Annotated in this window: 14 protein-coding genes and 1 pseudogene; 5 read left to right on the forward strand and 10 right to left on the reverse strand. The window is 65.5% G+C overall.

Annotation, left to right across the window (positions count from 1 at the left end):
* Positions 1-204 precede the first annotated feature (204 nt).
* The 6 genes and pseudogenes from A9X04_RS24665 to A9X04_RS24690 form a co-directional block, all read right to left on the reverse strand.
* Positions 205-540: pseudogene (locus A9X04_RS24665) on the reverse strand (AMP-binding protein); the annotation flags it as partial.
* Positions 541-551: 11 nt separating this feature from the next.
* On the reverse strand, positions 552-1,028 hold the full coding sequence (locus A9X04_RS24670) for an aromatic-ring-hydroxylating dioxygenase subunit beta (RefSeq protein WP_067926473.1): 477 nt from the start codon (positions 1,026-1,028) through the stop codon (positions 552-554).
* Positions 1,029-1,081: 53 nt separating this feature from the next.
* Positions 1,082-2,383, reverse strand: a complete 1,302-nt coding sequence (locus A9X04_RS24675) for a Rieske 2Fe-2S domain-containing protein (protein WP_197509365.1) — start codon at positions 2,381-2,383, stop codon at positions 1,082-1,084.
* On the reverse strand, positions 2,380-2,853 hold the full coding sequence (locus A9X04_RS24680) for an OB-fold domain-containing protein (RefSeq protein ID WP_231985812.1): 474 nt from the start codon (positions 2,851-2,853) through the stop codon (positions 2,380-2,382). Before A9X04_RS24680 ends, A9X04_RS24675 begins: the two co-directional genes overlap by 4 nt.
* Entirely contained in the window at positions 2,850-4,001 is a 1,152-nt protein-coding gene (locus A9X04_RS24685; RefSeq protein ID WP_067926376.1) for a thiolase family protein, read from the reverse strand. Before A9X04_RS24685 ends, A9X04_RS24680 begins: the two co-directional genes overlap by 4 nt.
* Positions 4,001-4,279 carry a hypothetical protein gene (locus A9X04_RS24690; protein WP_067926379.1) on the reverse strand — a complete coding sequence of 93 codons (279 nt, stop codon included), beginning with the start codon at positions 4,277-4,279 and terminating at the stop codon, positions 4,001-4,003. Before A9X04_RS24690 ends, A9X04_RS24685 begins: the two co-directional genes overlap by 1 nt.
* Before the next feature lie 258 nt (positions 4,280-4,537).
* On the opposite strand from A9X04_RS24690, the gene A9X04_RS24695 reads away from it, so the two are divergent.
* From A9X04_RS24695 to A9X04_RS24715, 5 genes are read left to right on the forward strand one after another with little or no spacing between them, the layout of a single operon-like run.
* Positions 4,538-5,389 (forward strand): alpha/beta fold hydrolase, encoded by an 852-nt coding sequence (locus tag A9X04_RS24695; protein WP_231984412.1) that lies wholly within the window; start codon positions 4,538-4,540, stop codon positions 5,387-5,389.
* The gene (gene hpaH / locus A9X04_RS24700) at positions 5,386-6,201 is read left to right on the forward strand and encodes a 2-oxo-hept-4-ene-1,7-dioate hydratase (protein WP_067926385.1); all 816 of its coding nucleotides are present in this window, start codon (positions 5,386-5,388) and stop codon (positions 6,199-6,201) included. Before A9X04_RS24695 ends, hpaH begins: the two co-directional genes overlap by 4 nt.
* A 2-nt stretch (positions 6,202-6,203) precedes the next feature.
* The gene (locus A9X04_RS24705) at positions 6,204-7,004 is read left to right on the forward strand and encodes an aldolase/citrate lyase family protein (protein WP_067926387.1); all 801 of its coding nucleotides are present in this window, start codon (positions 6,204-6,206) and stop codon (positions 7,002-7,004) included.
* Positions 7,001-8,152, forward strand: coding sequence for an acetyl-CoA acetyltransferase (locus tag A9X04_RS24710; RefSeq protein WP_067926482.1), 1,152 nt, complete (start codon positions 7,001-7,003; stop codon positions 8,150-8,152). The genes A9X04_RS24705 and A9X04_RS24710 overlap by 4 nt, the downstream gene beginning before the upstream one ends.
* Before the next feature lie 4 nt (positions 8,153-8,156).
* Positions 8,157-9,644 (forward strand): class I adenylate-forming enzyme family protein, encoded by a 1,488-nt coding sequence (locus A9X04_RS24715; RefSeq protein ID WP_067926390.1) that lies wholly within the window; start codon positions 8,157-8,159, stop codon positions 9,642-9,644.
* A gap of 172 nt (positions 9,645-9,816) precedes the next feature.
* Here A9X04_RS24715 and A9X04_RS24720 read toward each other — a convergent pair whose 3' ends face one another.
* Genes A9X04_RS24720 through A9X04_RS24735 form a run of 4 tightly spaced genes read right to left on the reverse strand, consistent with a single transcriptional unit; the run spans position 9,817 to position 13,100 of the window.
* On the reverse strand, positions 9,817-10,740 hold the full coding sequence (locus A9X04_RS24720) for an SDR family NAD(P)-dependent oxidoreductase (protein ID WP_067926393.1): 924 nt from the start codon (positions 10,738-10,740) through the stop codon (positions 9,817-9,819).
* Positions 10,737-11,171: a Zn-ribbon domain-containing OB-fold protein gene (locus A9X04_RS24725; protein WP_067926396.1), complete on the reverse strand. Its 435-nt coding sequence runs from the start codon at positions 11,169-11,171 to the stop codon at positions 10,737-10,739. Before A9X04_RS24725 ends, A9X04_RS24720 begins: the two co-directional genes overlap by 4 nt.
* A gap of 4 nt (positions 11,172-11,175) precedes the next feature.
* A complete protein-coding gene (locus A9X04_RS24730) occupies positions 11,176-11,970 on the reverse strand; it encodes an enoyl-CoA hydratase/isomerase family protein (RefSeq protein WP_067926399.1) in 795 nt (264 codons plus the stop codon).
* Positions 11,970-13,100: an NDMA-dependent alcohol dehydrogenase gene (locus tag A9X04_RS24735; RefSeq protein WP_067926402.1), complete on the reverse strand. Its 1,131-nt coding sequence runs from the start codon at positions 13,098-13,100 to the stop codon at positions 11,970-11,972. The genes A9X04_RS24730 and A9X04_RS24735 overlap by 1 nt, the downstream gene beginning before the upstream one ends.
* Between the last annotated feature and the right edge of the window lie 46 nt (positions 13,101-13,146).

Genomic DNA, 13,146 nt, shown 5'->3' on the forward strand with positions numbered 1-13,146 from the left:
GCACATCGTGGATGACTCGGGTGCCCGCGCCGCCATCGTGCACGGCGACCAATTCGACAGGTTCGCCGTCCCGCTGGATACCTTGGACCCGTTCATGATTGGCAACGACTACGAGCGCCGCCTGGCCAACGCGTCCCCTGCCGCACCGCCATGCGCGACGTCGCCCGACGATATGGCCGTCATCCTCTACACCAGCGGGACGGCGAACCTGTCGAATTGGTCGCCGTGCACGATGGCGGCGCGGGCACCCGAGTCATCCACGATGTGCACGACCTCGTCAGGGGCGAGCCGGATGTTGACGGGGATGGCGACGAGCCCCGCATACGACAGACCGAAGGAGATCTCTGGCCATTCGATGCAGTTCCGGGCGATGACGACGACGCGGTCGCCGGCCTGAAGACCCCGATCGAGCAGGACGTTAGCCAGTCGGCGGGCACGGTCGTCCAGCTGCGACCAGGAATGCCGCCGGTCACCATCGATTAAGGCGATCTTGTTGGGGTAGCGGCGGGCGTTGTTGGCGGCGATGTCGTGGATGAGCAGCAACGTTTCCCCTAGATCAGGAAAGCCAGCGTGTCGACGGGCCCGCTCGCGTCGATGAGGTGGACGATCTTTCGGACCAGCCACAGCTCGCCATCGGCGTCCGCGCGCCTGACGGTATGCACCACCCGGCCCGCCCAGACACGCTGTCGCACACGGTATTCGAACAAGGCGAAGTTCGACTCCACGGTTATGGTGTCAGCGCTCGAGCCGACGACCTCGGAGTTCGACAGCAGCCGGCGCAGGTGTGACGGTGGGACCTGCGAGTGCCGGTTTCCGGTGTTCAATTGCGCGACGCGGCTTTTGATGCGCCGCCGGTTGTCGTTGATGTAGGCCAACGATGTGCGCGGATCGTCGTCGGGATTCATCGGTACTCGGTATTCGGCGTCGTCGGCCCACAGCGACTCCCAATCCGAGTACCGGCCTTCGTCGGCCAGTCTTGACTCGAGGTAGAGAAACGACAGGATGTCGGAATCGGGTACGGGGCGCATCGCGGCCGCGATCGCGGCGGAGCGATCGCCGGTAGCGGTGTCGGCTTTCGTGCTCACGAGGCTGCTCCGCTGACGACCTGCGCCCAGCGAGCGTAGAAGCCCCGCTGCGGCGTCTCTGCGCTCTTGTCCGAGTTGACCGTTCCCGTCTCGTCGACGACGTCGGTGGTCACCCCTCGGGACAGCACCAGCCACTCCGGCGTCGTCGCGGCCAGCCCGGCCTGGTTGCGCATCCCGATCTCGCCGTCGTCGGCGATCAGGAACCCGGCCGGGCCCATGGCGCCCTCGGCGCGGCGCATGGTGCGCTGGTTGAGGTTGTCATGGCCCGGAATAAGCACTGCGGTGGTGTAGGCCACGGTGCGGTTGACGGCCTGCGGTTCGACGAACATGACGTTCATCTCGGCGAGAAAGAGGTTGGGCCAAATTAGCGTGTGCGGGGGTCCCACCACGAGGGCGTCGTGGGTCTGGTCGGGTCCGTAGGCGCGCTCGAGGGCATCGACATAGCCAGCCAGCTTGGCCCGGGGGATGCGCCCGTACCAGACGAATTCCTCGTCCAGTTTGCGGTATTCGTCGGAATAGTCGATCTCCGAATGCCCGTTGCCCATGTCGCGGACGACGACGTCGACTTTGGTCGGTACGTGCGACACCTTGGCGGGGCGAATCGCGTCGTACACCGATGCGTGGGTGAACAGGGCGTGGTAGCCATCAACGTTGTTTTCCACCACCATCTTCCAGTTGGCGTGGTGGAGATGCTTCATCCAGTTGGCCCGCAGATCGATGCGGCGGGTGGGGGACAGGTTCAGCAACCTGTCGATGGCGTGCGTGGCGTTGCCGAGGTGCTCGGCCAGCGTCGGTCCGTCCGCGCTCAACGACGCGAAGATGAATCCGCCGTAGCTGTCCACCCGGGGGGTGAGGGCCAGGCCGAGCTCGCCGCGTACCTGTTCGAAAGCATCGCCGTAGGCCTCGCGCATGGGGACGCCGCTGAGCTCGCCGGTGTTCTTGAAAGTCCAGCCGTGGTAGGGGCAGCGAAACGCGTTGGCATTCCCCTTGTCTGCGTTGCATAACCGGTTGGCTCTGTGGCTGCAGCGATTGAGCAGTACTCGGACCACGCCGTCGCGGCCGCGCACGACGATCACTGGGTCGGTGCCAATCATTCGCGTGAGGTAGTCACCGGGTTCGCTCACTTCACTGTCGTGGGCGACGTAAACCCATCCCATGCGGAAGATGGTGTCCATTTCGCGCTGGAAGATGGCCGGCGAGGTGTAGACCGATCCGTGCACTCGGTCTGGTCGCACGACGTCGGCGATGTCGTCATGGGGCGTGGGTGTGGGCTGCTTTGATTTCTCGACTGTCGTCACGACGATCCTTTGCTGTACTCGATGGCCGGGATGGTGGTCGCTCCAAGGCGTCTGAAGCTCAGGAAGACCTTGGTTCCGATCGGGGGGGCAGCGGGGCAGGGCGTCACGGTCGTGACCACGATGCGGTGACCGCTGGCGAGTTCGACGTCGACGATCGGATACGGGCGCTCGGCAACGACTAGCCCGCGTTCGTGCCGATGCATCATGGTGGCGGCGTGGACCTTGCCGACCGCTTCGACTTCGCGCCACAGCACTTCGAGTGCGCCGCAGCCGTCGCACCGCTGTTGCTCGAGCTCAAGCGCCAAATCGCAATGCGCACAAAAAGGCATTGCCAGCACCCCGTGCGCGGCGAAGTCGTACAACGGCTGGAGGGGATCGCCCTGCACTTGGGGCGCCACTGATTCTGCGAGTAACCAGTCGGCTGCGCAGTGCGCGGCTGTCGGGTCCACGGAGGTGTCCGGAATACTCACGCAGCACGCTCCAGGACTACCACCGCGTGGTGGTCCATTCGCCCGCCAAGCCCGCTGACCAGTGCGGTGGACGCATCCGAAACCTGGCGAGCACCGCCCAGTCCGCGCAGCTGCAGGATGGCTTCGGCGAGCGGTGTCATGCCCTGGAGGTAGAAACCGGCCAGCTGGCCTCCGCCGGTGTTGACAGGCCGATCGCCGCCCGGCCCGATGCGGCCTTCCTGGACGAATGCGCCGACGGGCGCGTCGTTGGTCAACCCGTATTCGGCGAGCAGGATGAGTGTCACGATCGAGAACGGGTCGTAGAGTTCGACGACGTCGATGTCCGACCTGGCCATGCCGGCCTGCGCCAATGCGGTGTTCACGGCGCTCCGTCCACCGCCGAACCATGACTCCGCCCCAGCGCGCCTGCGCCGCACGGGGTGCGACCGGCCGAATCCGCGCAGTCGAATCCTATTGTGGCCCAAGGCCGTGTCACCAGTCACTACCACGGCGACGGCACCGTTGACTGGGCGGGCGCAATCCGGGCGGCGGAGCGGCTCGGCGATCATCGGGGCGGCGTGGTAACTGTCAGCATCCAGCGGACTGCGATCCACGGCATCGGGATTGCCGGCTGCCCAGCGGCGTGCCGTGACGGCGACCGTGCACAAATCCATCGCAGACCCACCCATGACGTGGAACCAGCGCTGGGCCAGCAGCGCATAGGTCGGTACCGAGCCAAGCAGTCCCGACGCCCGCTCCAGGCCTCGGGTGCCGCTGTGGCCGCCGCTGTGGGCGTAGGTCGAACCGGAACCGCGTCCTGCAACGATCGGGGCGTCGGCGAATACGCAGACGACGGTGTGCGCCTCACCGGAGGTGATCGCGTGGTGGGCTCGCTGCAGCATGGCCAGGGTGGTGGCGCCCTTGATCTCGAGGTGCTCGAGCAATCGCAGGTCGACAAGTCCCGCGGTGGCAGCCAGCCCGACCCCCACCCGCTCGGGTCGCACGCCCTGGGAGGAGGCCACCAGAAGGCCGTCCACATCGGCATGGCTGATGCTCGCGTCGCGCAGCGCTGCGACGATCGCGTCGCATGCCAGGCGCGCGGGAGTCGCGCCGGGTCGCAAGGACATCGGCGTCATGCCCAGACCCGCAATGTCGACGTCGGTGCCCATTAGCCCGCGCTGTACTTGCGTTCTGCGCGGTAGGTGCCCACGTGCAGCCACCGCTCGCGATCGCTTTCGGTGGACCGCGTCATGCTGGCCAACTCCAAAGGGCATAAGAACACCAGATCCCCGCTGTCGAGATCTTCGATCGCCAGCCGGTCACCGTTGCCGTTCGAATCCAGCCACAGGCGCACCCCGGCGAACTCATTGACCACGTCGGCTAGTGGTTTGCGGCGACCGGGCGCTGGATGCGGGACGTCTGCCTGCGCATCCTTGTCGCCGCTCATCGATACCGCTTCTTTCGACTCGTCTGGATCAGGGGTCACCCCAGTATTACCGCATAGCACTGTCAGAATCAACGCTGGGCGAGTGGGAGGGCGTCATTGCGCTTCACCGGCTTGGACATGCAGACTATCGGTACCAATGTTTGGTGATTGAGTAGTGACAATAATGTCAGAAATGTATAGATGAGGGAGCCCGTCCCAGTGACACAACCCGCCACGGTTGGACCCGCCGCGTCCGAAGAGGCCTACCGCAGCATCTGGATGTACCTCAAGCAATTGTCGTTTTCCCAGCGCTATCTGACGGTGCCTGTCAACGGGCAGGTGGTGCGCACGCGGGTGGCCGAAGCCGGCGATCCGGCGATGCCGCACGTGGTCCTCCTGCACGGCACCGGTGGTCACTGGGAAACCTTCGCGCCCAATCTTGGCGAGCTGTCTGTGCACTTTCATTGCATCGCGCTGGACATGGTCGGTAACGGGTTCACCGAGAAGCCGGATTTCGACTACGAGATCCCCGTCTACGTCGAACATGTGCTTGCGGTGATGGACGCGCTCGGCATCGAGCGGGCGCACCTGGTGGCGATGTCGCTCGGGGCGTGGGTGGCCGCGGCCATCGCGGTTCGCTATCCGGAGCGGGCCGACCGGCTGATCCTGATGTCGCCGGCCGGTAAGGAGGCGTCGGCGACCAATATGGCCCGTATCCGCGCCGAGCGGACCAAGGCGGTCAACGAGCCCACGTGGGAGTCGCTGCACGCGGTATTCGCGCATCTGATTGCCGATGAGCGCAACCGGCTGCCTGATCTCATCGGGCTGCGGCAGGCGATCTACCAACGTGAGGACACCCGGGCCAGCATCGATCATCTGCTGATCCTGCAGGATCCGGATGCACGAGACCGTAATCTGATTGCGGAGGCGGATTGGCGATCGATCAGCTCGCCGGTCACGGTGGTTGCCTCGGGGCGCGACCACGGCGTGTATCAGGAAACCGCTACTTCGATCGCGGCACTGATCCCCGATGCCAGGATTTTGGAGATGCCCGAGGTACGTCATTGGCCACACTTTGAGGACCCGGACATGTTCAACGCCGCGGCTGTCGCGTTCCTCGCCGGCCGATGACTCGGCCGTCGCCCGCCGATATCGATGTCCTCGCTGCGGAATTGCACCGTGCTGAGCGCGAACGCCGCACGATTTCTCAGCTGTCGCTGAGGTATCCCGAGATGACGGTTGAGGACGCCTACGCGGTGCAGCGGGCACTGGTTGGACTGAAGGTTGCTGATGGTCGAGTCATTAAGGGCCGCAAGGTAGGTCTGACCTCTAAGACTATGCAGCGGGCGGTGTCGATTGACGAGCCCGACTTCGGCGCGCTCTTTGATGATATGTTCTTCGCCGACGGCGGGCGGGTACCGCTGGGCAGATTTATCCGCCCACGAATCGAGGTCGAACTGGCCTTCGTGCTGGGGCACGCACTGCGTGGTCCCGACGTTACGGCGGCTGACGTAGTGGCGGCCACCGACCACGTCGTGCCGGCTATGGAGATCCTTGACGCCCGGGTGGATATGACCGACCGCGACACCGGGCACCGGCGCACGATCGTCGATACGATAGCCGATAACGCCGCCAATGCGGGATTGGTCCTGGGTTCTCAGGCGGCGTGTCCTGCGGAGCTGGACTTGCGCTGGGTGCCGGCGCTGCTGTTGCGCAACGGTGTCATCGAAGAGTCCGGGGTATCGGCGGCGGTGCTGGACAACCCGGCTCACGCGGTCGCGTGGTTGGCCAATCGCATTGCCGGATATGGAATCTCGCTGTCTGGGGGTGATGTCGTGCTATCAGGGTCGTTCACCGCGGCCATTTTTGCCGACCCTGGCGACGAATTTGTCGCCGACTTCGGGGAGCTGGGAACGGTGTCGATCACGTTCGCGGAGCTGTGACGATGAACAGTCAGTGGACGCAGCGCATGCGTAGCGGGACCCGACAGATCGGCATGTGGGTGGCGTCGGGCAGCCCGTATGTCACCGAGATCTGCGTGGGCTCGGGGGTGGACTGGGTGTTGCTCGATCAGGAACACGCCCCCAACGATTTGCGCAGTACGCTCGCTCAATTGCAGGCCGCCGCTGGGTATCCGGATACCGAGGTGGTGGTTCGGCCGCCCGTTGCTGATCCGGTCGTGATCAAACAGCTGCTGGACATCGGAGCGTGCAATCTGATGTTGCCGATGATCGATTCCGCGGAACAGGCTTTGGCCGCGGTGGCTGCGACTCGTTATCCGCCGGTGGGCATTCGAGGAGTAGGCAGTGCGTTGGCGCGGGCGTCGCGGTGGAATCGCCGGACAGATTACCTGCGCACGGCTGATCGCGATGTCTCGGTGACGGTCCAGGTCGAGTCCGACCGTGGCCTTGCTGCGCTTCCGCAGATCGTTGCCGTCGAAGGTGTGGATGCCGTGTTCATCGGCCCGGCCGATCTGGCGGCGGCACTGGGCCACCTGGGCGACCCCGAGCATCCCGAGGTGGTGGCCGCCGTGGAACGTGCCCTCGTGATCATCGCGGCGGCCGGAAAACCTGCAGGTGTCAACGCATTTAACGAAGTTCTTGCCCGCCGATATCTTGCCGGGGGGGCGAGCTTTCTGCTTGTGGGCGCCGACGTCACGTTGTTGGCGCGCGGTGCGGAGCGGCTTGTCGATACTTACGAAGAGGTGCGTGAGGCGCCCACTGGCTCTGCGGAGGTGTGGCGGTGAGCCGCGCTGTTGCCATTGCCGGGGTGGCACTGTCGGAACTGGGTACCGTCGGTGACCGCAGCCCCTATGACTTGATCGCGCAAGCGAGTCGGCGCGCGCTGGACGATGCGGGGCTAACTGCCGCTGACATTGACGGGCTGGCCTCCACTGGGCAGGGAATGTTGGCTCCCGTCGAGGTGGCCGATTATTTGGGGCTGCGACCGACATGGCTGGATTCGACGTCGGTGGGCGGTGCGGCCTGGGAGGTGATGGCATCGCATGCAGCCGATGCGATCGCCGCCGGTCACGTCGACGTCGTGCTGCTCACCTACGGGTCAACTGCCCGTTCGGATCTGCGACGCGGGTTGCGTGGGGCCGGAATCGCGTGGGGCGCCCGCGGCCCGATGCAGTGGGAGGCGCCGTATGGGCACACGCTGATCTCGAAGTACGCCATGGCCGCTCGCCGGCATATGCACCAGTACGGCACCACCATCGAGCAACTTGCGGAGGTCGCGGTGTCCGCGCGGACGAACGCCGCGCTCAATCCGGAGGCTTTCTACCGGGATCCGATCACGATCGACGACGTGTTGGGCGGTCCGATGATTGCCGATCCGTTCACCAAACTGCACTGCTGCATCCGCAGTGACGGCGCGGCGGCGGTGGTCTTGGTCGGTGCGGACCGGGCCAGGGACCTGCCGCGCGATCCGGTGTGGATACTGGGCTCGGCGGAGACGACGTCGCACATGCTGACCTCGCAATGGGATGACCTGACTGTGGGACCCGCCGCTGTCAGCGGCCCGCTGGCGTTTCAACGCGCCGGCGTGCGTCCGGACGAGATTGACGTGGCCACGATCTACGACGCCTTCACCTACATGGCACTGCTCACGCTGGAGGATCTCGGGTTCTGCGCGAAGGGCGATGGCGGTCCGTTCGTCGAGTCCGGTGCGTTGCGGCTTGGTGGCGCCTTGCCGACGAACCCCGACGGCGGCGGATTGTCGGCGTGTCACCCGGGCCAACGCGGGCTTTTCCTCCTGGTGGAGGCGGCCCGGCAGTTACGTGGAGACTGTGGTCCGCGCCAAGTTCCGGACGCGACGCTGGCCTGCGTGAGCGCGACCGGCGGCTGGTTTTGCTCCAGCGGCACGATGATCCTTGGTCGTGGAGCACCCTAGCCTGATGGCCGTCCCACCCCTGAACCCCGACGAATTCGCCGGTACCGCTGAATTATTCGCGGCCGCCGCGCAAGCATATGGCGACCGGATCGCCTACGTCGACCGCGGCGACCGGATCGGCTTCGCCGAGTGGTACCGGCGGTCCCAGACGGTGGCAGCGCAGATGCGCAGGCGCGGGGTGGGTGCCGGTGAGGTCGTCGCGTTGTTGTTGCCGTCGGGTATCGACTACGCGGTGTGCTACGGCGCCGCCGCGCTGCTCGGCGCGATCACCACCGGTGTCAATCCGCGGCTGGGCCCCTACGAAGTCATCGGGATCCTCGCGCGGGCGGACCCGGCGTTGGTGGTGGTCGACGAGGCTACGGCAAAAGCCGAGCTCGCCGGCTGCCCAACGTTGCGCCGTGCCGAACTGGCGTCTGGTGTCGGCGCGGTGGTCCCGCCGGCTCCGACAACGCGCAGTGATCCTGTGGCACTTATTTTCTCGAGCGGAACGACTGGGCAGCCTAAGGGTGCGATCTTTGACGCTGACAATCTCGCGGCCGGGGCCCTCGCATCGGGGGTGATGAGCGAGCCCTTCGACCGGCGGCTCACCTCGACGCCGTTTTCGCACGCGGGCTACATGTTCAAGTTATGGGATCAGCTCGTGTGGGGTTCGACTCTGGTCATCCCGGATACGCCGTGGTCGGTGCAGTCGATGGTGGCTCGGCTGACCGAGGAGCGGATCACGGTCGCCGGCGCGGTGCCCACCCAGTGGGAGAAGCTTTTAGATAGCGATGTCAGCCGAGAGTCGCTGAGCCATTTGCGAATTGGCGTGGTTGCCAGTGCTCCGGCTTCACCCGAGCTCGTCCGGCGGGTCGGCGAGCGGATTGGCGTTCCGCTCGTGGTGCGGTACGCGATGACGGAATGCCCGACGATCAGCGGCACCGATCCCGACGATCCGCCCGATCTGCTGTGCACGACGGTGGGCCGACCGGCCCCGGGGATGGCGGTCCGGATCAACGACGGATTGGTGGAGGTCAGCGGTCCGTGCGTGATGCGTGGATATTGGCGCCAACCTGACTTGACGGCCGAGACCGTACGGGACGGATGGTTGCGGACCGGGGATGTCGGCGAGATCGGAGAGGACGGCTGTCTGCGCCTGCTGGGCAGGAGCGGCGATATGTACATTCGCGGCGGATTCAACGTGCACCCGTTGGAGGTCGAACGGGTGTTGGCCAGGCATCCTGGCGTCGCGCGCGTCGCGGTGGTGTCGCGGCCGGCCCCTGTTATCGGCGAGATCGGTGTGGCCTTCGTCGTGCCGGCGGGAGAACCGCCTTCGCTTTTCGATGTTCGCGGTTGGGTGTCGGACCGACTCGCCGACTACAAGGCTCCCGACGAACTCGTCATCGTCGACGAACTGCCGCTGACGGCGATGTTCAAACCTGATCGCGCCGCACTGCGGCGGCGGCTCGAGGCGGCGTCGGGTGCCCGCGGTGGCCCGGGTCAGCGAAGGTGAAGAACGGGAAGTGCTGTTCGACCGGATCGGACGTAGCCACCCGCACTTGCACGGGTATCGGGACAGTGCGGCGAAATTGGGCCGGGAGCTGCCTTTGGTCGTGATCACACCACGGCCATCGCAGTGGTGACGGAGCGGTGTTCTGGCGGAATTTGCGCACTCGGGGTGTGGGTCACCCGCCCAGCCGCAGGCCGGTATTGCGCGTGCCGAAGATTTCGGTAGCGAAGATGGAGCCCAGTTTATCTGCGTCCCAACGCGTTCCGCCGTTGGAGGCCGCCGCGACCGGATGCCACCCCTTGAGCAGCTGCAGGTTCTCGCCCATCGCTCGGACCACCTGCCCGCTGACGTGCCCGGCCTGTGGGCTGGCCAGCCATGCCACCACGGGTGATGCCAGGGAGGGATCCTTGGGGTCGAATTCGTCCTCACCGCGTTCATCGGGCTCGATGGCCGGTGCCGCACCCGGCATGGACGCCGACATCCGCGTCCGTCCACCGGGGCTGATCACGTTGGCGGTGGCGCCGATCGAAGCCAGTTCCACGCTCAGCGTCTGGGTCAGCCCGACGATGGCCGACTTCGCCGCGCTATAGTTGGTCTGTCCGAAGTTGCCGTGCAGACCGGCGCCCGAAGTGGTGTTGATGATACGGCCGTACACCGGGCCCCCGGTCTCCTTGGACTCGGCCCGCCAGCGGCGTGCCACCGCCCGGCTCAGCAGCCAACTCCCGCGTACATGTACGCGCATCACCAGGTCGAAGTCCTCCGATGACATATTCCAAATCGCTTTGTCCCGAACGATTCCGGCGTTGTTCACCACGATGTCCAGTCGACCGTAGCGCTCATACACCCGGCTCACCGACTGGTCAACCGCGTTCTCGTCACCGACATCGGTGAAATCGGCGAACGCAGCTCCGCCGCGGTTCTTGATGATGTCGACAACCTCGTCGGCGATCTTGCCGGAACCCGTCCCGTCGAGGGTGGTCCCCAGATCGTTCACAATTACCGTGGCCCCATGCTTGGCAAGCTCCAGCGCGTGGCCGCGGCCTATGCCGTGGCCAGCCCCGGTGACGAGCGCGACCAGTCCATCCAGCAGGCGGCTCATTCGTTCTCCTCATCAGTGGTGTCGGGAATGAAGATCGTCAGGTATGGAGATTCGTCGTCGGCGCCGTCGACGGGCCGAAAGCCCGCAATCACCGCCATGCCGACCGACAGGGTGCCGGGGTCGAAGCCTTCGATCAGGGTCATCACGCGGGGCCCCTCCGCGAGTTCGACGATGGCCGCGACGTAGGGCACCCAGTCGCGAAACGGCGGCATGTCGTTGACGTGGATCGTCGAATAGGTGTAGATCGTGCCCTTACCACTTGCGGGTGTCGGGGCCACGTCGGGACTCCAGCAGCGCGGGCACAGTGGCCGCGGGTAGTGATGCACCGACGAGCAGGCCCGGCAGCGGGCGATGAGGAGCTCACCGCGGCGCGCACCCTCCCAATACGGTCGGCTCGTGCTGTCGATCATCGGAATGTCGTTGCGCGCCATCGGGTCACCACCCCGTGAACTGCGTCGGACGCCGCTCGACGAAGGCACGCACGCCCTCGGTGGAATCGTGCGAGTGCGATTGAATCTCCTGTGCCATCGCCTCGGTGACGAAGGCGGCTGAACGGTCGCAGTCCAGGGAGTCGTTGAGTAGGCGCTTGGTCAAAGCGATGGCACTTGTTGGGCCAGTTGCGCAGCGCCGCGCGAAATCTTCGATCGCAGCATCCAATTGGGACTCCGGAACGACGCGGTTCACCAGGCCGAGCGCAAGTGCCCCAAATGCTGAAAGCTGCTCGCCGAAGAACGCCAATTCCTTGGCCTTCTGCATCCCGATACGGCGGGGAAGCAGATAACACCCGCCGCCGTCAACAACGAGGCCGCGTTTGACGAACGCCTCGGCGAAATATGCTTGCTCTGTGGCGATGACCAGATCTGAGGCGTACACGAGGTGAGCGCCGAGGCCGGTCGCCGCGCCCTGCACCGCCGCGATGACCGGCTTCTGGCAGTCCAGTACGCTGGCGACCAATCGCTGGGCTCCTGTCATGATCCTGCGCATCGGATCGAGCACCCGTTTGGGCGATTCGTCGCGTCGTTTGGCGAGAGCGGCGACATCGGCGCCAGCGCAGAAGTGCTTGCCGACGGCCCGCACCACGACGACCCGGATGAGCTCGTCTGCATCGGCGTTGTGCAGCAGCGCGATCAGTTGATCGCGATCCTCTGGGCGGAGCGCGTTGGCCGCTTTCGGCCGGTTGAGGGTGATCGTCAGGACGCCGTCGGAGGAATCACTCAGAATTCCGCTCATCACCGATCCTCCCTGCCGGCCGGAAACACAAGCACGCCACGCACGTTAGCGCCCGACCGAAGGTCGTCGAACGCCTCGTTCACCCCATCGAGCGGGTATTCCCGTGTAACCATCGCATCCAGATCGACCTGCCCCTGCGAGGCGAGTTCGAGGATCTTGGGTATGTCCGCTCGCGGGTTGCCCGAGCCGTAAAGCGTTCCGACGAGCTGCTTTTCGGTCAGCGTCAGATCCATGAAGTTGGCCGTGATCGACCGGTCAAGCATCGGGTGAATGTTGGTGATCACCACGCGTCCTCGTTTGGCGGTCATCGACAGCGCCTTGCCTACCAACTCGCCGTCACCAACGCCCATCGCGCAGATGAATCGGTCGACTCCACGGTCCCACGTCGCCGCTGCCACAACCGATGTCGCGTCATCCCAATTGAGGCTGGTATGGGTGGCGCCCATCGTCACTGCGGTGCAGCACTTGGTCTCGGACGGGTCGATTACGACGATGGCGCGGGCCCCGGCGAGCTTAGCGCCTTGAACGGCGGCCGCGCCAATGCCCCCGAAGCCGGCGACCGCCACGGTATCGCCCGGGCGGACGTCGGCCGCGTACACCGCCGAACCCCACCCCGTGACGAAGCCGCACCCCAGCAGACATGCCCTGGTCAGTGAGACATGGGGATCGACCTTGACGCAGCTAGCCTCGTTCACCACGGTGTGGTGCGCGAACGACCCGACACTGCACGCTAGGGCGAGGTCGACATCGCCGAGGTGATGGCGGGAGGTGTTGTCGTGCAGCTGGGTGCCCAGATACATCCGGGCTCCCAGGTCGCACAGGCTTTGATGACCCGTCGAACATGAGTGGCAGCGGCCGCAAGAGGGGACGAAGCTGAAGACCACATGATCGCCCGGTTGCAGCCACGTCACGTGTTCGCCGACCTCGCGCACGACACCGGCGCCCTCGTGACCTCCGATGCACGGCAGCCGCAGCGGCATGTCTCCGGTGACCAGATGCTCGTCCGAGTGGCAGATTCCCGAGGCGTGCATCTCGACGAGCACCTCGGGCGCCTTGGGCGGATCCAATTCGATCGTTTCGACGATCCATGGCTTCCCGCGTTCGCTCAGAACGGCGGCGTGTGTGTGCACCCTGGGTCCCTCCTGGGGCTGCGCGGCTGCCGGACGGGCCGACGAT

The sequence above is a fragment of the Mycobacterium sp. E3247 genome (assembly GCF_001667785.1).
Classification (GTDB): Bacteria; Actinomycetota; Actinomycetes; order Mycobacteriales; family Mycobacteriaceae; genus Mycobacterium.

Bases quoted from the DNA above. Each gene is read 5' to 3' on its own strand.
- A9X04_RS24670 (WP_067926473.1), bottom strand. From the start codon at position 1,028: ATGCGCCCCGTACCCGATTCCGACATCCTGTCGTTTCTCTACCTCGAG.
- A9X04_RS24685 (WP_067926376.1), bottom strand. From the start codon at position 4,001: ATGGGCACCGACGTCGACATTGCGGGTCTGGGCATGACGCCGATGTCC.
- A9X04_RS24690 (WP_067926379.1), bottom strand. From the start codon at position 4,279: ATGAGCGGCGACAAGGATGCGCAGGCAGACGTCCCGCATCCAGCGCCC.
- A9X04_RS24695 (WP_231984412.1), top strand. From the start codon at position 4,538: ATGTACCTCAAGCAATTGTCGTTTTCCCAGCGCTATCTGACGGTGCCT.
- hpaH (WP_067926385.1), top strand. From the start codon at position 5,386: ATGACTCGGCCGTCGCCCGCCGATATCGATGTCCTCGCTGCGGAATTG.
- A9X04_RS24705 (WP_067926387.1), top strand. From the start codon at position 6,204: ATGAACAGTCAGTGGACGCAGCGCATGCGTAGCGGGACCCGACAGATC.
- A9X04_RS24715 (WP_067926390.1), top strand. From the start codon at position 8,157: ATGGCCGTCCCACCCCTGAACCCCGACGAATTCGCCGGTACCGCTGAA.
- A9X04_RS24720 (WP_067926393.1), bottom strand. From the start codon at position 10,740: ATGAGCCGCCTGCTGGATGGACTGGTCGCGCTCGTCACCGGGGCTGGC.
- A9X04_RS24725 (WP_067926396.1), bottom strand. From the start codon at position 11,171: ATGGCGCGCAACGACATTCCGATGATCGACAGCACGAGCCGACCGTAT.
- A9X04_RS24730 (WP_067926399.1), bottom strand. From the start codon at position 11,970: ATGAGCGGAATTCTGAGTGATTCCTCCGACGGCGTCCTGACGATCACC.